Source organism: Qipengyuania vulgaris, from assembly GCF_009827325.1.
GTDB classification, from domain to species: domain Bacteria; phylum Pseudomonadota; class Alphaproteobacteria; order Sphingomonadales; family Sphingomonadaceae; genus Qipengyuania; species Qipengyuania vulgaris.
Genome location: NZ_WTYC01000001.1, coordinates 261,523 through 282,156, shown reverse-complemented (window position 1 = coordinate 282,156; position 20,634 = coordinate 261,523). Strand labels below are relative to the sequence as shown.

General features: G+C 61.6%; 20 protein-coding genes and 1 pseudogene. 10 read left to right on the top strand and 11 right to left on the bottom strand.

What is annotated here, in order from left to right; genetic code table 11:
• Positions 1-6: 6 nt before the first annotated feature.
• Both GRI69_RS01440 and GRI69_RS01435 read right to left on the bottom strand, forming a co-directional pair.
• Positions 7-465: an MAPEG family protein gene (locus GRI69_RS01440; protein WP_160726540.1), complete on the bottom strand. Its 459-nt coding sequence runs from the start codon at positions 463-465 to the stop codon at positions 7-9.
• Between the two features lie 53 nt (positions 466-518).
• The gene (locus tag GRI69_RS01435) at positions 519-1,472 is read right to left on the bottom strand and encodes a threonine ammonia-lyase (protein ID WP_160726539.1); all 954 of its coding nucleotides are present in this window, start codon (positions 1,470-1,472) and stop codon (positions 519-521) included.
• Between the two features lie 238 nt (positions 1,473-1,710).
• On the opposite strand from GRI69_RS01435, the gene GRI69_RS01430 reads away from it, so the two are divergent.
• From GRI69_RS01430 to GRI69_RS01415, 4 genes are all read left to right on the top strand, one after another.
• A complete protein-coding gene (locus GRI69_RS01430) occupies positions 1,711-2,922 on the top strand; it encodes a saccharopine dehydrogenase family protein (RefSeq protein ID WP_160726538.1) in 1,212 nt (403 codons plus the stop codon).
• Entirely contained in the window at positions 2,903-3,904 is a 1,002-nt protein-coding gene (locus GRI69_RS01425; protein WP_202391775.1) for a peptidyl-alpha-hydroxyglycine alpha-amidating lyase family protein, read from the top strand. The genes GRI69_RS01430 and GRI69_RS01425 overlap by 20 nt, the downstream gene beginning before the upstream one ends.
• 44 nt (positions 3,905-3,948) lie before the next feature.
• Positions 3,949-5,127 (top strand): carboxynorspermidine decarboxylase, encoded by a 1,179-nt coding sequence (locus GRI69_RS01420; RefSeq protein WP_160726537.1) that lies wholly within the window; start codon positions 3,949-3,951, stop codon positions 5,125-5,127.
• Between the two features lie 187 nt (positions 5,128-5,314).
• Positions 5,315-6,517 (top strand): type III PLP-dependent enzyme, encoded by a 1,203-nt coding sequence (locus tag GRI69_RS01415; protein ID WP_160726536.1) that lies wholly within the window; start codon positions 5,315-5,317, stop codon positions 6,515-6,517.
• A gap of 144 nt (positions 6,518-6,661) precedes the next feature.
• Here the strand turns inward: GRI69_RS01415 and GRI69_RS01410 are convergent, their stop codons facing one another.
• The 7 genes from GRI69_RS01410 to murI form a co-directional block, all read right to left on the bottom strand.
• Complete coding sequence (locus GRI69_RS01410; RefSeq protein WP_160726535.1) at positions 6,662-7,042, bottom strand: hypothetical protein; 381 nt, start codon at positions 7,040-7,042, stop codon at positions 6,662-6,664.
• A gap of 250 nt (positions 7,043-7,292) precedes the next feature.
• The gene (locus GRI69_RS01405; RefSeq protein WP_160726534.1) at positions 7,293-8,066 is read right to left on the bottom strand and encodes a hypothetical protein; all 774 of its coding nucleotides are present in this window, start codon (positions 8,064-8,066) and stop codon (positions 7,293-7,295) included.
• A complete protein-coding gene (locus GRI69_RS01400; RefSeq protein WP_160726533.1) occupies positions 8,063-8,755 on the bottom strand; it encodes a nitroreductase in 693 nt (230 codons plus the stop codon). Before GRI69_RS01400 ends, GRI69_RS01405 begins: the two co-directional genes overlap by 4 nt.
• Before the next feature lie 57 nt (positions 8,756-8,812).
• Positions 8,813-10,018, bottom strand: a complete 1,206-nt coding sequence (locus GRI69_RS01395; RefSeq protein ID WP_160726532.1) for a cell wall hydrolase — start codon at positions 10,016-10,018, stop codon at positions 8,813-8,815.
• A 45-nt stretch (positions 10,019-10,063) separates the two neighbouring features.
• Complete coding sequence (locus GRI69_RS01390; protein ID WP_160726531.1) at positions 10,064-10,342, bottom strand: YdeI/OmpD-associated family protein; 279 nt, start codon at positions 10,340-10,342, stop codon at positions 10,064-10,066.
• A gap of 11 nt (positions 10,343-10,353) precedes the next feature.
• A complete protein-coding gene (hemA, locus tag GRI69_RS01385) occupies positions 10,354-11,574 on the bottom strand; it encodes a 5-aminolevulinate synthase (protein WP_160726530.1) in 1,221 nt (406 codons plus the stop codon).
• A 109-nt stretch (positions 11,575-11,683) separates the two neighbouring features.
• On the bottom strand, positions 11,684-12,478 hold the full coding sequence (gene murI, locus GRI69_RS01380; protein WP_160726529.1) for a glutamate racemase: 795 nt from the start codon (positions 12,476-12,478) through the stop codon (positions 11,684-11,686).
• Positions 12,479-12,592: 114 nt separating this feature from the next.
• On the opposite strand from murI, the gene plsY reads away from it, so the two are divergent.
• Positions 12,593-13,198, top strand: a complete 606-nt coding sequence (gene plsY / locus GRI69_RS01375; RefSeq protein WP_160726528.1) for a glycerol-3-phosphate 1-O-acyltransferase PlsY — start codon at positions 12,593-12,595, stop codon at positions 13,196-13,198.
• Positions 13,195-14,010: pseudogene (gene dprA, locus GRI69_RS01370) on the top strand (DNA-processing protein DprA); the annotation flags it as partial. The gene plsY and the pseudogene dprA, both read left to right, overlap by 4 nt.
• A 164-nt stretch (positions 14,011-14,174) precedes the next feature.
• Here dprA and GRI69_RS15970 read toward each other — a convergent pair.
• Positions 14,175-14,333 (bottom strand): hypothetical protein, encoded by a 159-nt coding sequence (locus GRI69_RS15970; RefSeq protein WP_237452881.1) that lies wholly within the window; start codon positions 14,331-14,333, stop codon positions 14,175-14,177.
• A 485-nt stretch (positions 14,334-14,818) separates the two neighbouring features.
• Positions 14,819-15,427 (bottom strand): cation diffusion facilitator family transporter, encoded by a 609-nt coding sequence (locus GRI69_RS01360; RefSeq protein ID WP_160726526.1) that lies wholly within the window; start codon positions 15,425-15,427, stop codon positions 14,819-14,821.
• A 320-nt stretch (positions 15,428-15,747) separates the two neighbouring features.
• On the opposite strand from GRI69_RS01360, the gene GRI69_RS01355 reads away from it, so the two are divergent.
• The 4 genes from GRI69_RS01355 to GRI69_RS01340 all read left to right on the top strand — a co-directional run bounded on the left by GRI69_RS01355 (position 15,748) and on the right by GRI69_RS01340 (position 20,532).
• Positions 15,748-16,035 (top strand): DprA-like winged helix domain-containing protein, encoded by a 288-nt coding sequence (locus tag GRI69_RS01355; protein ID WP_337191006.1) that lies wholly within the window; start codon positions 15,748-15,750, stop codon positions 16,033-16,035.
• An 86-nt stretch (positions 16,036-16,121) separates the two neighbouring features.
• Positions 16,122-17,690, top strand: a complete 1,569-nt coding sequence (locus GRI69_RS01350) for a vWA domain-containing protein (RefSeq protein ID WP_160726525.1) — start codon at positions 16,122-16,124, stop codon at positions 17,688-17,690.
• A 71-nt stretch (positions 17,691-17,761) separates the two neighbouring features.
• Entirely contained in the window at positions 17,762-20,350 is a 2,589-nt protein-coding gene (gene topA, locus GRI69_RS01345; RefSeq protein ID WP_160726524.1) for a type I DNA topoisomerase, read from the top strand.
• Positions 20,350-20,532, top strand: coding sequence for a hypothetical protein (locus GRI69_RS01340; RefSeq protein ID WP_160726523.1), 183 nt, complete (start codon positions 20,350-20,352; stop codon positions 20,530-20,532). Before topA ends, GRI69_RS01340 begins: the two co-directional genes overlap by 1 nt.
• Positions 20,533-20,634 lie beyond the last annotated feature (102 nt).

Genomic DNA, 20,634 nt, shown 5'->3' with positions numbered 1-20,634 from the left:
CTTTCATCATACCGGGGCGAGGGAAGGATCGAAGAACAGGGTCGCCATCACCGCGCGAACGGCGAGAATGGCAAGCGCCAGGCTCGACAGGGCGAAAAGCAGGAACCGCACTTTCACGACGTTGACGGTGGCCTGGTAGACCGAATGCAGGATGCGAACGACTACGTAAATCCACGCCAGCAGTACGTCCCATGATCCTGCCCCCATGATCGCAAGGATGACGACCGTCGGGTAAAAGATCGTCGGCTGTTCCATCAGATGTGCATAATTATGGGCCTTCCACTGGACCTTGGCATCGATGACGCCTTCCAGATCCTGGCCCCGGCCGCCGGGCTTGGCCTCGCGCAGACCGGCGCCACCGCCGAGCTTCTTCATCGCGGGCAAGCGCGTGAAGGCCATCCAGAAAAGCATGACGATCGACCACAGCACCAGTACTGCCGCAGGTGCGAGCATTTGAGCCTGCATATTGAAAATCTCTCCCTGTTACGCGGCAGGAGTGCTTTGCGTGGCTGGCAATGTCAAACCCCGTTCAGCATTGCCGCAAAGCTTTCCGCATCGGTGTTCCCGCCGGTCAGCATGATCACCGTATCCTCGTCCGCCCGAACCTGCCCGGCCAGCACCGCGGCAAGGGCTGCTGCGCCGCCCGGTTCGACGACGAGGTTGAGCCGCGAGAAAGCGAAGCGCTGGGCTTCGCGCACTTCCTCGTCGGTGACGGTCATACCCGGTTCGGCGCGGCCCTGCAGGACTTGCAGATTGATCGGCTTGGTCGCATCGGGCTGGAGCGCATCACAGATGGTAGAGGGCGGATTATCGGCTACCCACACGATGTCTCCCGCTGCAAGGGCCTGTCCGACCATGTCCCATCCTTCAGGTTCGACGATGTGGATCGCGCTTTTCGGGCACGCCAGAGCGAGCCCTGCCGCAAGGCCGCCGCCGCCGCAGCAGACCACCAGACGTGAGGGCGCCCGGCCGAGTTGCGTCTCGATTTCTATACCGGCACTACCTTGTCCCTCGATCACCCATGGATCGCCGAAGGCATGGACCAGCGTAGCGCCGCGCGCTTCCACTTCGCGCGCGGCGACCTCGTCACGGTCCTCGCCCGGGCGGTCGTAGAGAACGATTTCCGCCCCCAGCGCTCGGGTCGCTTCCAGCTTCACCTTCGGCGCATTGCGCGGCATCACGATGACAGCGTCGATCCCCAGTCGCCGCGCTGCCCAGGCGACGCCTTGGGCATGATTACCCGAGGACACGGCGACGACACCGCGAGCTTTCTCTTTGTCGGAAAGGTTGGAGAGTCGCCACCAGCCCCCGCGGATCTTGAATGCACCGACGGGCTGGAGGCTTTCTGCCTTCACGTGACAGCGCACCCCTCCAATCTCGACCGGAAGCAGGGGGCTGGCAGGAAGAATCTCAGCGACGGATCGAGCCGCGGCGAGCACACCATCGCGAGTCGGCACACGGAGACCGCTCATCGGTTCATCGCTCTCAGGCAACACATGGACCGCCTGTTACACAGTCCAAGGTGAAAAAAATTCGCGGGTTCAAAGCCCTGTTTCGAATGCAGGGCAGAGGTGGGAAGGGCAATGGTCATGGCGGGCGCTATGCCTGATCGGTGCCCATTAGGAAATGGAGCGAGCGGATCGTTTGGCGTGGCCTGCGCATTTCGCTAGGGGGCGCTAGATTCGCATTTTCAGGAAAGAGGTTTCATCCATGTCGACAGTTCTGGTCATCGGTGCGGGCGGCGTCAGCTCGGTCTGCGTTCACAAGATGGCGATGAACAAAGATATCTTCACCGATATCCATCTCGCCAGCCGCACCAAGAGCAAGTGCGATACGATCGCCAAGAGCGTGAAAGAGCGCACCGGTGTCGACGTGGCGACCTACGAGATCGACGCGGAAGAAGTGCCCGCGATGGTGAACCTTATCAGGAAGGTGCAGCCGAGCCTCGTCGTCAATCTCGCGCTTCCCTATCAGGACCTGCCCATAATGGACGCCTGCCTCGAAGCGGGCGTAAGTTATCTCGATACGGCGAATTACGAACCCAAGGACGAGGCCAAGTTCGAATACCACTGGCAGTGGGCCTATCATGACCGCTTCAAGGAAGCAGGCCTCATGGCGCTGCTGGGTTCGGGCTTCGATCCCGGCGTGACCAGCGTCTTCACCATGTGGCTGAAGAAGCACAAGCTGAAGACCATCCGCCAGCTCGACATTCTCGACTGCAACGGCGGCGATCACGGCCAGGCCTTTGCCACCAACTTCAACCCGGAAATCAACATCCGCGAAGTGACCGCGCCTGCACGTCACTGGGAAAACGGCGAGTTCGTCGAAACCCCGGCAATGGGCAAGAAGGTCGAATTCGACTTCGAAGCCGTCGGGCCCAAGAACATGTACATGATGTATCACGAAGAGCTGGAAAGCCTCGCCAAGTTCAACCCGGAGATGGAGCGTGCGCGCTTCTGGATGACCTTCGGGGATGAATACATCAAGCACCTGACCGTGCTGCAGAACGTCGGCATGACCCGCATCGATCCGGTGCGCTATCAGGGCAAGGACATCATCCCGCTCCAGTTCCTCGCCGCAGTGCTGCCCAAGCCCGAAACGCTGGGCGAAACGACCAAGGGCAACACCAATATCGGCGTGATCGCCACGGGTGAGGCGCTCGACGGATCGGGCGAGAAGACCTTCTACATCAACAATATCTGCAGCCATGAGGCGGCTTACGAGGAAACCGGCAACCAGGCTGTTTCCTACACCACCGGCGTGCCCGCGATGATCGGATCGGCCATGATGGTCACCGGCAAGTGGGAAGGTGACGGCGTCTTCAACATGGAAGAAATGGACCCCGATCCGTTCATGGACATGCTGAACGATCACGGCCTTCCGTGGCAGGTCAAGGAACTGGATGGCCCGGTCGATTTCTAGGTCGCTCGTCCTTGCGGCGGGATTGATCCTGGCTTCCTGCAGCGGGGGCAATCCTGCTCGCGAGGAAGCTCCCGCAGTCGAGGTAGTCGAGGGCTGGCCGGATATTCCGGAAAGCGCTGTTTTCGGCGAGCCTTCGGCTGTCGATGTGGACAGCCACGGCCATATCTTCGTGCTTCATCGGGCGGGCCGTGAGTGGGAAGAGCCGTTCCCGGCCGAGCCCATCGCCGATCCGACCGTCTTCATGTTTGCCGCCAATGGCAAATTGCTGGGCAAGTGGGGCGCGGGCGACTTCGTCATGCCGCACGGGCTTTCGGTCGACGAGGACGACAATGTCTGGATCACCGATGTGGGGCGCGAGCAGGTCTTCCGTTTCAGCCATGACGGCACCCAGGAACTGGTGCTGGGAGAACGCGGCGTGGCCGGCGAGGATGAGAGCCATTTTGGCCGCCCCACCGACGTCGCCTTTTCGCAAGGCCGGGTGCTGGTTGCCGATGGCTATACCAACGGCCGCATCGCCGTGTTCGACCGCGAGGGCAATTTTCTCGAGCAATGGGGCGAAGCGGGCGACGGTGCAGGTGAATTCGACCTGCCGCACGGTATCGCGGCGGATGACGAGCGTATCTATGTCGCCGACCGCGAGAATGCGCGGGTGCAGGTGCTATCTCTCGAGGGCGAACCGCTGGACGAATTTCGAGCTGGTCAGACTGGCCATCCCTATGCCGTCAAGCCGATCGGCAGCGGTTACGTGCTGGTAGTGGAGGGCCGCGACATGCTCGACCGTTTCGGCGCTATCGGCCGCCTCTACCGCTCGGACGGCGCGCTGGAGCGTGTCTTCGATATCGGCCTCGACCCGCGCACCGGGGTGAGCCTCGGGCATGATGTCGCCGTGGGGCGGGACGGCAGCGTCTATGTTGTCGATAACCGGTCCAGCCGCGTGGTGAAGTTCGAGCTGGCGAGCGCCGGAGTCGTCACCGAAGACTGACTTGACCCTTTCGCTCGGGGCCGAGCCGCCCTAGATGCGCGGCCATGGAAACCAAAGCCGGCGATCCGGGCGCCTTCGCCCAATTCGATCTCACCCGTGTCGACAGCCCCGCCTTCGTGGTGGACGCAGCCAAGCTGCGCGCCAATTGCCAGGTGCTGGCCGAGATCCGGGACGAGGCGGACATCAAGGTGCTGTCCGCACTCAAGGCTTTTTCCATGTGGAGCGCGGCGCCGATCATTGGCGAATATTTGGACGGCGTGTGCACATCGGGCCTGTGGGAAGCGCGGCTGGCGAGCGAGTATTACGATGGCGAGATCGCCACCTATTCCGCCGCCTACAAGCCCGAGGAACTGGAAGAGGTCTGCCGCCTGTCAGACCATGTGATCTTCAATTCGCCGGGCCAGATGCAACGCGCCGCGCTGATCCTCGAGAATGCGCGGGCGAGCGGGCAGGATTTCGGCACCGGCCTGCGCATCAATCCGCAGGTGCCGACCGGCGAGGTGCCGCGTTACGACCCGTCCAGTCCCGGCAGCCGTCTCGGCTTTCCGATCGACCAGCTGACGCCCGAGATTATGGAGCATGTCGAGGGCATCCATTTCCATAATCTGTGCGAGCAGGACCTCGAGCCGCTGCTGAGGACATGGGACCGCGTATTCGACGCGATCGAACCGTGGTTCGGCCAGCTCAAATGGATCAACATGGGCGGGGGCCATCATATCACCCGCGCCGATTACCAGCGCGAGGAACTGATCGAATTCCTGCGCGATGCGAAGGAAGATACGGGCGCGGAGATCTATCTCGAGCCCGGCGAGGCGGTCGCGCTCGATGCAGGCATCCTCATCGGCACGATCCTCGATACCGGATTCAACGGCGTGCCCGTCGCTGTCGCCGATATCTCCGCCACTTGCCACATGCCCGACGTGATCGAGGCACCCTATCGCCCGGCGATGCTGGGTGAGGCCGTCGACCATGGCACCCCGGAGGTGCGCATCGGCGGCCCTTCCTGCCTCGCCGGCGATGTGATCGGCGATTACCGAATCCCCGGCGGCGCAGAGATCGGCAAGCGCGTCGCCTTCCTCGACCAGGCGCATTATTCCATGGTGAAGACCAACACCTTCAACGGCGTGCAATTGCCGAGCATCTGGATGTGGGACAGCGACACCGACCAGCTCGAGCTGGTGAAGGAATTCGGGTACGAGACCTTCCGCGACCGGTTGAGCTAGGTGCGTCCCGCCGCAACTCAGGCTCTTTGCGACCCGCGCAAACTTGCGGATTTCGAGTCACATATTCACTTGCGTTTCATGACCGACAATTTATATGCGCCGCTCCCGCTGCCCCAAGGGGACTTCCTAACCGCAAGGCAGCTTGTCGTTTCATGGTCCGCAAGGACCGTTTAGGGGGTCCCTTGAGTTGCAGCATTTTCCTGACGCCCGGTCCGTAGTTCGCGCGCTCGCGCCCGACGAACCCATTATTCTCAACCGCCCGCATGCCGCGGCGCGCGCTGCCCGTTTCTTCGTGGAGAAATTTCCGGGCAAGTCGCTCTATGCGGTGAAGGCCAATCCCTCGCCCGATCTCGTGCAGATCCTGTGGGATAATGGTGTGACGCATTACGATGTCGCTTCCATCGCCGAAGTGCGCATGGTGCGTTCGGTGCTGCCCGAGGCGACGCTGTGCTTCATGCATCCGGTCAAATCGCCGGGCGCGATCCGCGAGGCCTATTTCAAACACGGCGTGAAGACATTCAGCCTCGATTCGAGCGAGGAGCTGGCCAAGATCGTCGATGCTACCCGTGCCGATGACGGCAGCGAGGCAACCGACCTGCGCCTCTGCGTGCGTCTGCGCGTATCGTCGGAACACGCGGCGCTGAGCCTTGCCAGCAAATTCGGCTGCGATCTCACCGAAGGACCGGCGCTGCTGCAGGAAAGCCGCCAGTATGCGGACTGGCTCGGCGTGTGCTTCCACGTCGGCAGCCAGGCGATGAGCCCCTTTGCCTATGTCCAGGCCCTGGACCGTACACGCGCGGCCATTGCCGAAGCTTCGGTGGTCATCGACATGATCGACGTGGGTGGGGGCTTCCCCAGCGTCTATCCGGGGATGGAGCCGCCGCCGCTGGAAGATTACTTCAAGATCATCCACCAGCACTTCTACGCACTGCCGATCGCCTATAACGCTGAACTGTGGTGCGAACCCGGCCGTGCGCTGTGCGCCGAATACAGCAGCCTGGTAGTAAAGGTGGAGAAGCGCCGCGGAGAGGAACTCTACATCAACGACGGGGCCTATGGTGCGCTGTTCGATGCCGCGCATGTGGACTGGAAATTCCCCGTCCGTGCGCTGGAAGACGATCTCATCAAGCCCGCGATGGATTTCGCGTTCTACGGCCCGACCTGCGACGATGCCGATTACATGCCCGGTCCTTTTGCCCTGCCCGAAGATATCCAGGCGGGTGATTATGTCGAGATTGGTATGCTCGGTGCCTACGGTGCGGCGATGAAAACCGATTTCAACGGTTTCGGTGCTGCCGAACGGATCATCGTGACCGACGAACCGATGGCGAGCCTCTACGATGGCAGCCGTGCACGTCCTGCGGCGGACAATGTGGTGAGCCTGCGCTGAGCTCCGGCTCCTCGCCATTTCCTATCCGGTGCTGACGCGAAAGCGGCCCGCACATTTCTGCGCGGGCCGCTAGCCGGTGAGAGGTCCGGCCGGAACGCCTGTTGGGGGAGGGAGAGAAAGGCGTCCCTAGTTGTTGCTGGAAGCTCAGTTGGCTTCCGGCTCGTCGTCAGTCTCTTCGCTATCGTCCTTTTTGTGACCCGAATGATCCATCTTGGAATGATCGACCGTCGTGGTGGTCTTGCCATCCGCGTCCGTGGTGCGCTCGACCGTCGTGCTATTCCCGGAGGGCGCTTCGACCGACTGCATGGAATCGATCTCGGTCTCGACCTCGCCCATATCCGTCGTAGTGGTCGTGGTGGTCTTTTCGCGCGTGACGACCGCGCCTTTGCCATTGGCCGTCGGCGTGGCTGTGGTGGTCTCGGTCTCGACGGTGGTGTCAGCCGGGGGCGTTTCCTGCGCCGCTGCAGATACGCCGTGCAGCGCCATGAACGAGCCGCTGGCGATCAAGAGAATGTTCTTCTTCATAATACTCTCCGCTTGCTGCCGGGAGGGGGGATTTCCGGGCAATGGGGAGGGCCGCTTCGCGCTCTGCACATGAATTTTGAGTTAATGCAAAATGCATTCGCCGCATGGGGGTAACCGGTGGTGGTCAGGCCGTTACCGGGCGGCTGCGAGCGGAAAAACTATTCGGCCTTCTTCGGCCAGACGCGGGGCTGATCTGCCGAAAATAGGCAGAACAGACGACTCGAAAAATTCGATGCGAACCCTGCTGATATCAGCTGTGTTTGGCGCGATGCTTTTCGAGCACCGGAGCCACCCGCCCTAAGGCTTCGCCGATCAGGTCGGGCAGCTTCTTCCGGTCGAGCGTGAGAACCGCATTGTGTGCGGCGGCGATCCGGCGGGCCTCGGCCCATTCGACACCGAGTTTGATCGCCCATTCGCGGAATTCGTCAGCTGCTCCGCCTTGCGGATGCAACGCCTTGGCTAGCGTGGGGTGAAACCCGAAGCGATCGGTGAAGGGAAGCAGCGAGAGCGGAAAGCCCTTGCGCAGATAGACGAAGGTATCGTCGACATGGATCGTCCCGCTCGCCGGGTGAAAGGCAAGGATGGAGGAGAAATGCACGCTGTCGTCTTCGCAAACCAGCGGCACTCCAGCGGGCACGGAAAAATCGAAGTCAGCCGAATATTTCTGCGCTAGCTCGTCCTGTTCGCAGCGGGTGTCGGACCACGGCAGGTCGGGAAGAACTTCATGGTGCCGGGCAGTGCCGTAGAGAACCGCGTTCGGGAAAGCCTCATGCATCCATTCGCAGTGGACCGTGTGAAAGGGGTGCAGGTTGAGGATCGCCTCGACCTTGGCACCGCCATCGGTCAGCGCGTCGACCCGCGCACGGATCTCGTCATCAAGCGGATAGCTGTCGAGAAAGACGAAATTGCCTGACGCGAGCCGGACAAGGGCACATTGCGTACCGATATCGAACAGCCCGCCGATGCGGAAACTTCCACGCACGGACCAGAAGCCGTCGCCGAAATCGATCAGTCTATCGCTCATTCAAACCCCACGAACCGCGCTGCCTGGTCGACATTCTTGCGCTTGCTGATCACGGCATTGGCAGGAAAGCTCTCGTCCGGCCAGCCCATGGCGACGGCTTTCATGATTACCTGGTCGTCGGGGATCCCGGCATGTTCGCGGACGACGGGGCTTTGCATGATGCCTTGGCTGTTGATCACGCAGCCAAGCCCGCGGGACCAGGCGGCGTTGACGAGAGAGGTTGTGACCGCCCCGCAATCGAACGCGGTATCGTCGCTGCCGGAGAGTTCGCGGTCATATGTGACGATTACGCAGACCGGTGCGTCGAACTGGCGGAAGCCGCGCAGCACCCAGTCCTGACGGGCCTCCTTGTCTTCACGCGCAATTCCCATCGCTTCGAAGAGCTGTTTGGCGACACCGATCTGCCGCTCGCGGTGCACGCCGGCAAAGGGTTCGCCCCGGCGGAACTCGCGGCTGTCCGGCTCACCTGCAAGAATCCGCTCGGTATTGCCCCTGCGGATCTGATCCAGCGGCTCGCCGGTGATGACATGGAAATGCCAGGGCTGCGTATTCATCGATGTGGGCGAACGCATTGCGAGCGCCAGCACTTCCTCGATCAATTCGCGCGGGACGGGTTTGTCCAGATAGCCGCGAATGCTGCGGCGGCTTCGCACGATTTCGTCATAGGGCTGGTCAGGGCTGCCGCTCATATTCTCTCCTTGGGTGGGGGAGAGGATTAGCGCAGTCGGCGACCCCGGCAAAATCCGTTACGGCCTCGCGTTCGGCAGGCAGGTGCCGGTGGCCGATGCGGCGAACATACGGCAATCGAAGAATGTTGCTTCGCTTCCGCCGGCGGCTCCCGCCACAAAGCTGAAACGCAGTGTGCGCCGGGCGTCTTCCGAGAGCGGCAGCTTGGCAGGAATGTTGGCAGCATCGGTCCACCCCTGCACCCGGCAATAGCCTTCGCCCGAACAAAGCTCTCGTGCACGATCGACAAGTTCGGACGGGGCATCGGTGGGCGAGATCAGCACGAAATGGACGCCCGCTCCCGGTGAACGCGAAACTTCTGCGTCGGCACCAGCCGCCGGGGCGCCCGCCAGTTTTTCCTGCGTGATGCTGCGCACTGCAGTCCCGCTTTCGAGCAAGGTGGGAAGAGGGTTGGCCGCTGCCACTGCCACGGCGGTTGCCCGTAGCGCCATCGGATCCGGTTCACCGCCACTGTAGCGGGCGGAAAGGGCCCGCACAGTTCCCCAGAACCCGCGCCAACGGAAGAAGATGTGCGGGCCGACCTTGGCCACCTTGTCGAGCTCGTCGCTCCACCAAGGATAGACATAATCGGCATGGAAATGGGTGCTGTTGCCGACTGGCGCATAGGTGGCCCCGCCAAGCATTTCTTCCGCTCGCTGCCGCGATGCGTCCCAGAGACTCTCACTATACCTGCGTGCAAGGGAGCCGTCACAGGTGAAGCTGAACTGACACCCGGTCGGGCGCTGAGATCCTTCGAAGACCACGCCGCATACCGAATTGGAAAAGGCCGGGTGGCGCACGCGGTTGAGGATGACCTGCATGACCGCACGCTGGTCGCCGTCGCCGCCACCGGCCTCTGCCATGCCAGCCAAAGCAAGACAGTCGCGTGCGCGTATCCTGTCCGCGGAGGAACCACGGAAGGCAAAGGGGCGCGGGTTGCCGGGTCCGACGGCAGCGAATTCGATCACCGCATTGCGAGCCCGCGCTTCGTCCGGGGAAAGGCGCGAGAGTACGACCGTGTCGTCTGCCGCGGCAGGGAGATCGGCGGTGGCCGGCAAGGGCTCATTCCTCGTGGTTTCGCCGAGCGATGGGTCAGTGATCCGGGATGTCGCCGAGCCCTTCGGTCCCCCAAGCACTGCCAGGGCGATGAAGGCAGCAAGCAGGATGGCGCTCACGCCGTAGAGCGGTCCGTTATCGCGGGAGAGGAATGACGGCTGTAATCGCATTGCGCCTATTTAGGAAGCCGTAACAGGCAAAACAGATGCCGCGTCTCAGGCTTCGACCCACTTGCGGGCGGATTCGCGCCTGTGCGGACAGCCCGGCCAGCAGCAGGGGCGCTTTTTACCGTCGAGCACTTCTTCGTGGAGACGCGCACGCCGCTTCGCGCGGGTGGCCTCCTGCTTTGCCGAGATCGTCCAGCAGATCCACTCGTTCCGCGCTAGCGGCGTCAGTGCCTGCCACTTCTCGGTCAGCGCCTGATCGGTGTCGAGCAGTGCCTTGATTTCAGGCGGGGTGGCGTGGCGAAAGTCAGGGTCGGCTGCCTTCGTCATCGCGTTTGAACCTATGCAGCCCTGGCGAGGTCCAGCTCCATCCGGTCCCAGATTTCGACCAGCGCGGCGACCAGTTCGTCCATCATGGTTTCGGTATGGGAAGGCCCGGGGGTGAAGCGCAGGCGTTCGGTACCGCGCGGCACGGTGGGGAAGTTGATCGGCTGGACGTAGACGCCGTATTCGGCGAGCAGAATATCGCTGATCTTCTTCGCGCGGACCGGATCGCCCACCATCAGCGGGACGATGTGCGTGACCGAATTCATCACCGGCAAGCCGGCATCGCGCATCTTGCCCTTCAGCAATGCGGCCGCCGCCTGCTGCGCGTCCCGTTCTTCGGAAGAACTCTTGAGGTGCTTCACCGCGGCGAGCACGCCCGCGACCAGGACGGGGCTGAGCGAAGTGGTGAAGATGAAGCCCGGCGCATAGCTGCGGATGCAGTCGATGACGCGCGTATCGGCTGCGATGTAACCGCCCATCACGCCGAACGCCTTGCCCAGCGTGCCTTCGATGATGTCGATGCGGTGCGCCGCTTCATCGCGTTCCGAAATGCCGCCGCCGCGCTTTCCGTACATGCCGACAGCGTGGACTTCGTCGACATAGGTCAGCGCGTTGTACTTCTCCGCAAGGTCGCAGATCGCGTGGATCGGGGCGATGTCGCCATCCATCGAATACACGCTCTCGAACGCGATCAGCTTGGGCGTGTCTGGATCCTCGGCCTCGAGAAGCTGTTCGAGATGCTCGAGATCGTTGTGGCGGAAGACGCGCTTTTCGCAGCCCGAGTTGCGAATGCCGGCGATCATGCTGGCGTGGTTCAATTCGTCCGAAAAGATCACGCAGCCGGGCAGCAGCTTGGCCAGCGTCGACAGCGTGGCATCGTTCGAGACATAGCCGCTGGTGAACAGCAGCGCGCCGTCCTTGCCGTGAAGATCGGCCAGTTCGCGTTCCAGTTCGACATGGAAGTGCGTGTTTCCGCCAATATTGCGCGTGCCGCCGGAGCCTGCGCCGACATCGTGCAGCGCAGTCTCCATCGCCTCGATCACCTTGGGGTGCTGGCCCATGGCGAGATAGTCGTTCGAACACCACACGGTGATCGGCTTCGGGCCGTTGTGGCCGTGGAAGCAGCGCGCATTGGGATAGGCACCCTTGTTGCGCATGATGTCGATGAACACGCGGTAACGGCCCTCTGCATGGAGCCGTCCGATCGCTTCGTCGAATATCTGGTCGTAGTTCACGCGGGATTACCCGTCACAGCGCCGCCCGTCTGCGGCAAAATATGGCGCTGCACATAAGGAAACCTTCGGCGATTTGCCACCGCGATCTTTGCGAACGACTCGCAAATCATCAGAACTTTTCGAGAATCTCGATTCCGTAGTTCGCGAATGCCCGGTCGAGCTTCTCGAAGTCTTCCAGCTCCCCGGTTGTCACCGCGAAATCGGGCCTTGCACGGGTGAACTCCTGGCCTTTCGTCAAGTAGGCGATCCGTTGCGCAATTCCCTGCGCGCCATGGACGAAAGTGATGTCCTTGCCCATCGCTTCGCGCAGTTCGGGTTCGAGCAAGGGGAAATGGGTGCAGGCAAGCACGACGGTATCGAGTTCGCGCCCGCCGGGCTGGAGGACCAGGGCCTTCACCTCGTCCGCGACCGCTCCGATGCTGACCTCTTCCCCGCGCAGTTTCGCCTCTGCGATGGCGACAAGTCCGTTTGCGCCGAGGCGCAGGAGGCGCTTGCCCGAGGCGAACTCGCGTTCGAGCTCGTCCACATAGGCCTGGCGCATGGTCGCTTCCGTGCCAAGCAGGCCGAATGTCCCGGTCCGCGTGATGCTTGCTGCTGGCTTGATCGCTGGGACGGTGCCGACGATCGGCGTCTCTAGCACATCGCGCACCATGCCCAGCGCAATCGTGCTCGCGGTGTTGCAGGCGATGCAGATCAGGCGCGGCTGATAGCGTTCGGCCATTCGTCCGAGCAGGCCGGAAACGCGTGCGGCGACCTCGGCCTCGCTCTTGGCGCCATAGGGCAGCCCGGCCATGTCGGCAGCGTAGATCACAGGAGCATCGGGCAAGAGCTTGCGCAGCTCGCCCAAAACCGTGAGCCCGCCGACACCGGAATCGAACAGCAGGATGGGAGATTTCTTGTCCAAAGCTCAATTTCCCTTCGGGCTGAGCTTGTCGAAGCCCTGCTTTTTCTTCCAAAACGGTCTTAAAAGGAAGTACGGCCCTTCGACAAGCTCAGGGCGAACGGTTAGGAAAAAGAAATGGATATCGGGACCGATTTAAGCATCAACGTGCTCTGGGCCGCGCTGCTCGGCTATGCCTTCGGCTCGATCCCCTTCGGCCTGATCCTCGCGAAACTCGCGGGTAAGGGCGACATCCGCCAGCAAGGCAGCGGCAATATCGGCGCGACCAACGTGCTGCGAACGGGAAGCAAGGGACTGGCAGGGGCAACCTTGCTGCTCGACCTCGCGAAGGGTCTGGTTCCGGTTCTGCTCGCCTATCGATATTTTCCGCAGGATGTGGGCTGGGCGGCAGTATTTGCAGTTATCGGACACTGCTTCCCGGTCTGGCTCGGCTTCAAGGGCGGGAAGGGCGTGGCAACAAATGCCGGGGTATGCTTCGGGCTCGCGTGGCAATTGGGTGCAATCTATGCGGTGGTCTGGATTGCCGTCCTGGCAATCACGCGAATAAGCTCGCTCGCGGGAATGGCCGCGGTGGTGGCCGCTGCAGTCGCCGCGGCGGTATTTGGCTGGACTGCCTTGCTGAAAGTTCTCGCGATCATTGCCGTGCTGGTGATCTGGCTGCACCGCGAGAATATCAAGCGTCTGGTAGCAGGTACCGAACCCAAGGTCGGTTCGAAGGGGTGAACGAAGCCGCCCATCCGGTCGCAGCAAAACTCACGCAGGAAGAGGCGTTTGCCCGCATCCGCCTGCTGCGCTTGCCCAATATCGGGCCTGTCAGTTACGCTATGCTGCTGGCGCGCTTCGGCACGGCAGCAGAGGCGTTGTCCGCGCTTCCCGATCTCGGCAAGAAGGGCGGACGGCAATATCGCGCAGCGCCAGAGGACCGGATCGAGCGGGAAGTCGAGGCCTTGCGCAGGGCAAGCGCGAAATATCTCTTCCACGACCAGCCCGACTATCCGCGCTTGCTGGGCGAGATGGACGGCGCGCCGCCGATCCTGACATGGCGGGGGGACATGTCGCTTGCCTCTCAGCCCTGCGTCGCCTTGGTCGGTGCGCGCAATGCGAGCGCTGCGGCGGTCAAGCTTGCGCGAGAGTTTGCCAAGGGGCTTTCGGAAGCCGGCTTCACCGTCGTGTCCGGCCTTGCGCGCGGGATCGACGGGGCGGCTCACGAGGGTGCTTTCCCGCAGACCATCGGGGTGATCGCCAGCGGGATCGACATCGCCTACCCACCTCAGCACTCCGAGCTTCAGGAGCGGATCGCGCAGGAAGGTCTTCTGCTGGCCGAACAACCGCCGGGAACCGAACCGCGCGGCAGCCACTTCCCCAGCCGCAACCGCATCATCGCGGGGCTGGCGTCAGGTACGCTGGTGGTCGAGGCCGCAGTCAAGTCGGGCAGCCTGATCACCGCGCGGCTTGCCGGCGAAGCGGGCAGGGAGGTCATGGCGATCCCCGGCAGCCCGCTGGAGGCGCGCAGCCATGGTTGCAATCACCTGATGTGATTGTTGCCGATTCCAATCTACGCTTAAATCATTGTATTCTAAGAACAATTATCTGTGAGCGGCAGCTTTGCCCGCTTGTGGCAGCTTTTAGGAATTGCGCGAGGTGAGGGGAATGGCCGATTTTAGGGTGGGAAACGGATCTAGAGACTACGAGCAGCACCTTAGGCAAAACGACGTGTCAGAAGTGCGGTCGTTAAGATGGTGAAGGGCAGGCTTGCGAAGGCCAGAAAACTCAGCGCCACCATTATCCAACCGTGCGGGTCGGGGTTCCAGACATTGACGTAGATGATCAATGCTACGAGCAGCGCAGGAAAAGTCATCGAACTCAAAAGCCTTAGTGTAATCGGTCCTACCTTCAACAATCGTAGAACAAGGAATGCCCCTACGGTCACCAATACGGCGACCGCGATGACAGCTGCTATAAAGGGGATGTCGCCAGCATTCATCATCAATGCAGTTTACAGCAATAGACACATGTCCGCTATGGCGTCGGAAGCGGAATGGCAGCTTTTGGGCATCTTTTTCGTTCGCATCAAACACGCCGTAGCTCAAAATACAAATAATTCAATGCCTTGTGAGCGATTGTGCAACTGTAACTAGCTTTATGAACTCGTTGGCGGTCTAGCTTTACACTTAAGCTACTGTACTTAAATCACACTTATCTGTGAACGACAGATTTTTGCGCTAGCGGCAGCTTTTAGGCAGCGCGCTTGTTTAGAGCAATGTCCGAGATTGGGGTGGGAAGCGGTATGGCAGCTTTTGAAAACGAGGTTCCGGAAAACCGCCGTTGAGCGAGAAATTATCCTTACTCGCTCTCTATCCGAGCTTTCTTCGCTTTACGAAGAATTTCGAGCGCTTCCTTGACAACGTACAATCCTATCGCTGCGCCAACAACCAGGTCGAAATAGCCGATACTGGTAAGCAGAACCGCAACGCCTGAAGCAATGACGGCAGAGTTAGCTACGATGTCCGCGCGCGTAAAGATCCATGCCGCGCGAATGTGAACCTCGTCCCGCCGCTGCTTACTCAGCAGGCGAAGAACAACAACGTTCACAACCAACGCGACCAGCGCGATAGCGATCATCCAACTGCCTTCGGGCGTTGTCCCGACAATTGCACGTCGGACGACATCCGCAAGAACTCCGATTCCGACGAGCATGAGCAAGCTACCGCTCAGCGTTGCGGCCTTGGCCTTGAAGTTCGCGCTTCGCCCAATTGCTGCCAATGCAATTGCGTATGCGCTTGCGTCGGTTAGCATGTCCAAGCCGTCTGCGATCAGGCCAGTCGACTGAGCGATAATGCCCGCCGTGACTTCGACGATGAACATGATGCCGTTTAAGATCAATGCGATCCACAAGGCACGGCGCTGCTCTTTCGTTTCGACTTCGGTTGGTCCGCACCCACAATCGCTCATAAGTTGCAGATAACCGAGTGTCGCAAAGCCGTAAACACGTGATCCTACGACGATCTAATCTGATAAACGTTGAGATTTGCCATCAGTCTGCCCATAACTCGATCACGACTGGTTACGGCGATTTCATTTGCAACCCATTGTGACTGCACCCTGGGTCGCTTCGAGATTCTGCTTATGGGGGAATGGAGGCTTAAGCTGAAAGGCAGCTTTCAGATTATACTTGCGCCACTCACAGAACGGGAGATCAGGAAAGCGGCTTATTATCAGTTAGTTAAGCCAGTTGTGCAACTGTAGCTTGTTTTATCCGCGAGGGCGCTGTCTTGGTACAATCGCCCGAGGATGTCGCCGAACTGCTGTCGAGTTTCGAAGGCGCTCCGCGCTCGACGTTCCGCGAACCCGTCTCCCAATTCGAGTATACACCGGAGGATCTCGCTGACGCCGAACCGGCGGATATCGCCAGCCTGTTGACGACAGCGCCGGTCTCTGTTGACGAACTCGTCCGTCAGTCGGGGCAAGGCGCCGCTGCGGTACAACTCGCCTTGCTCGAACTGGAAATCGCAGGGCGTCTGGAACGTCACGCCGCCGGGAAGGTCAGCCTGTCATCCTGACATTGGCCGCTTGTCAGCAACCGTTCATCTTCGGCCGGTAATTTCATGTTACAAAATATCATGAGGCCGATCTGGGGAGAGTCGAGATGAAGAAGCTGATAGCCGGAGCCTGTTGCCTGTCCCTGCTGGCGCCGGGACCAGCAGTGTTGCAGGCGCAGAACGATGTTGCGCCGGTGGCTGCGCCATCGGGCCGCAACGCCGGGACCTATTGCCACACGCCTGCCCCGCTGCCCGATTTGGGCCGGGAGGCCGCGGTCAGTCAGCAGCAACCGCGCCGCACTCCCCCTCCGCCAGCGATGGCTGCCGCTCCGACCGCGGATATCGCCGCGGAAAGTGCCATGCCGAGCGCGCCTCCGCCGCCGCCCCCACCTCCTCCACCGCCGCCGGTGTCCGCTGGTGAGGGCGATGCGGGCGCCGTCGTAGTCACCGGCAGCCGCATCGGGCGCGAGGAAGGATCTGCCACATCAGACGTCAGCCGTTCCATGCCCGGCTACCCGCCGCCCCCCTATCCACCGCGTCCGCCGCAGCCGCGTCCGCAAAGCGGGTTGCTGACGGCCGGCGAGCATGACGACCTCCTCAACCCCGAACTCTACGCCGATTACGTCCGCAAATCCGATCTCGGCCAGCGGGTGCGGGCGATGCCGGTACTCGACACCTCGCGCATCCTGCGTGTCGAGGCGCGCGATAGCCGCGGCCGGGCCGTTCCCTTCATGCCGATCGAGCTGCGCTGCGAGGATGGAAATTCGATCACCCTCAATTCTGTGGCCGATGGCAGCGCGGTGTTCTTTCCCGGCCTCGACCGATTGAGCGATACGGTTTGGGTCCGGGCAGGCGACAGCGAGTGGCGCATGCTGCGCCTTGCCGATGCCCCGGGCGCGCAAAGCGTCACCATCCGCAGCGACGATGCTGCCACACCGGTGCGCAAGCTGGACCTTGCGCTGGTCGTCGACGTGACCGGTTCGATGAGCGACGAACTTCGCTTCCTGCAAGCGGAACTGCGCTCGATCATCGACTCGCTCGAAACGCGGCACAGGGACATCGATATCCGCGTCGCCTTCAGTTTCTACCGCGACGAGGGGGACGATTTCGTCACCCAGACTTTCGATTTCGACAGCGATGTCGCGCGGGCGCAGACCCGGCTTGCCGCCCAGCATGCCAATGGCGGGGGGGATTACGAGGAAGCGATGCAGGATGCACTCGTCCGCGCCGCGAAGCTCGAATGGCGGGAGGATGCCGTGAAATCGCTGTTGCTGGTTGGCGATGCTCCGCCGCACGACGAAGACATCCCATTAACCTGGCTCGCTGCCGAGCATCTGCGCTCGGAGCGCGTGCACGTGGTCCCGGTCGGTGCTTCCGGCGTTGCCGATGTGGCCGAATACGTCATGCGGGCGATGGCCGCGGCCACCCAGTCGCGTTACACCTTCCTCACGGACGACAGCGGGATCGGCAACCCGCATGCCGAGCCGGCGATCGATTGCTATCTCGTCACCCGGCTCGACCAACTGCTGCGCCGCGTGATCGACAGCCAAATCTCCGGCCGCCGCATCGAACCGGAAAAGAACGAGGTGATCCGTGCGGTGGGGCAGTATGATGCAGGCAAGTGCATCCTGCCGCCCGATTTCGCACGCCGGTCGAAAGCGAACGAAGATGCTTGACGCTATGTGAGGCCGATCCCCATTTTCGCGCGTATACGCACGTACACACGTAAGGGACTGCCTCACACCTCATGCAACTGGTCATCGTAGAATCGCCCGCGAAGGCGAAGACAATCGAGAAATACCTCGGCAAGGACTTCAAGGTCCTCGCCTCATACGGTCACGTCCGCGACCTGCCGCCCAAGGACGGCAGCGTCCGCCCGGACGAAGACTTCGCGATGGACTGGGAGCTTTATCGGGACAAGCAGAGCCGCTTCAAGGAAATCAGCGATAATGCCAAGAAGGCGACGCGCCTCGTTCTCGCGACCGACCCCGACCGCGAAGGGGAAGCCATCAGCTGGCATGTGCGTGAATTGCTCGCCAAGCGAAAGGCGCTGCCCGAGAAGGTCGACCGCGTCACTTTCAACGCGATTACCAAGGCTGCCGTCACCGATGCGATGAAGGCCCCGCGCGAGCTCGACCAGGATTTGATCGACGCGTATCTCGCCCGGCGCGCGCTAGACTACCTCTACGGCTTCACGCTCTCGCCGGTGCTGTGGCGCCGCCTGCCGGGCGCGAAGAGCGCGGGCCGCGTACAGTCGGTTGCGCTGCGCCTTATCGTGGACCGCGAAATCGAAATCGAACATTTCAAGGCTGACGAATACTGGTCGGTCCTCGCCAGGCTGGAGCAGGACGGGACGCAGTTCGACGCGCGGCTGGTCAAATATGACGGCAAGAAGCTGCAGAAACTGACGCTGGGCGATGAAGGCAGCGCCAAGGCCGCGAAGAAGGCGGTCGAAGATGCGCGTTTCACGGTTGAGGACATCGAGACCAAGCCCTTGAAGCGCAGCCCCGCGCCGCCGTTCACTACCTCGACTTTGCAGCAGGAAGCATCGCGTAAGCTCGGCTATTCGGCCAGCCACACGATGCGCCTTGCCCAGTCGCTCTACGAGGCGGGGCATATCACCTACATGCGTACCGACGGTGTGCAGATGGATGGCAGCGCCATCGATGCCTGCCGCAAGGCCATCGCCGACCGCTACGACGCCTATTACCTCCCCGACAAGCCGCGGTTCTATTCGACCAAGGCCAAGAACGCGCAGGAAGCCCATGAGGCGATCCGCCCGACCGATTTCAGGAAGGACCGCGCGGGCAGCGGGGATGAAGCGAAGCTCTACGACCTCGTCTTCAAACGCGCGATGGCGAGCCAGATGGCCTCGGCCAATCTCGAACGCACCACGATCACCCTGCGCGACGGAACGGGTAAGCACGAGCTGCGCGCGACTGGCCAGGTGGTCAAATTCCCCGGCTATTTCGCGGTCTATCAGGAAGGCCGCGACGAGCCTTCGGAAGATGACGAGGACGGCCTGCTGCCGAATGTGAGCAAGGGCGACAGCCCGCTCAAAAAGGTGGTCGAGGCGAACCAGCATTTCACGCAGCCGCCCCCGCGTTTCAGCGAAGCTAGCCTCGTGAAACGGCTGGAGGAACTCGGCATCGGGCGCCCGTCGACCTATGCCTCCACCCTCCAGACCCTGCGCGATCGCGACTATGTCCGGATGGAGAAAAACCGTTTCTTTGCAGAGGAATCGGGGCGCTTGCTGACGGCATTTCTCGAACGGTTCTTCGAGCGTTACGTGTCCTTCGATTTCACCGCCGGGATGGAAGACGAGCTCGACGAGGTTTCCGCAGGTGAAGAGCAATGGAAGAAGCTGCTCGCCGAATTCTGGAAGGACTTCAAACCCAAGACCGAAGAGGTAATGGAGAAGAAGCCTTCGGAAGTGACCGAGGTGCTGGACGAGTTTCTATCCGACTATCTCTTCCCCGAACGCGCCGACGGCAAGGACCCGCGCCATTGCCCGCTGTGCGAAACGGAAGGGCGCGATGGGGGACGGCTGGCGCTTCGCGGTGGGCGCTACGGGGCGTTCGTCGCCTGTGCCAATTATCCCGAATGCAAGTTCACCCGCCAGTTCGCCAAGCCCGGAAGCGACGGGGATGAAGGTGCGAAAGACGGCGCGATGGGCGAGGATCCGGAAACGGGCCTCCCGGTCGAGCGAAAGACGGGCCGTTTCGGTCCCTACATCCAGCTGGGTGAGGGCAAGGATGCCAAGCGCGCCAGCATTCCCAAGGACCTCGACGACTTTGATCTCGAATGGGCACTCAAGCTGCTCAGCCTGCCGCGTATCGTCGGCACGCATCCCGAAACGGGCCAGGAGATCGAGGCGAATATCGGCCGCTATGGCCCCTATCTCCGTCATGATGGCAAATACGCCAAGCTGACCAGCACCCGCGACGTGTTCGACACGGGCATGAACGCGGCCGTTTCGCTGCTGGCCGAAGCGGCCAACCGCAAGGGCGGCGGGCGCGGTAAGGCCGAGCCGATCAAGACGCTGGGCGAACACCCGACCAGCGGCGGCGAGATCAAGGTCATGCCGGGGCGCTATGGCCCCTATGTCACCGACGGCACCACCAATGCGACGATCCCCAAGGACGTTAAGCCCGAGGACGTGACCGAAGCGCAGGCTATCGAACTCATCGACGCCCGCGCAGCCAAGGGCCCGGCGAAGAAAAAGGCCAAGAAGAAGGCGGCGCCGAAGAAGAAAACCGCTGCGAAGAAGAAGGCTCCGGCCAAGAAGAAGGCTCCGGCCAAGACGAAGGCTCCGGCCAAGAAGGACGCAGATTGATGGCGAAGGAACGTTTCGAGCGCCACAAGCAACCCTGGAAGTCCGACGAGGCCGGCCAGCTCCGCACGCTGGCCGGCAAGGGCAAGGGCCTGAAGGAAATCGCCAAGGCCATCGGCCGCAGCGAGGAATCGACCAAGGACTTCGCCAAGAAGAACAAGATCGAGATCATGAAGAAGCGGTGAATTCGATTATTGAACGCCGTGCCCTTCGATTTCGTCCGGGATTGACTGCGCTTCCGGTCGTGGTAGTCCTATGAAATGACTGTGTTTTCGTTCATCCTCGCG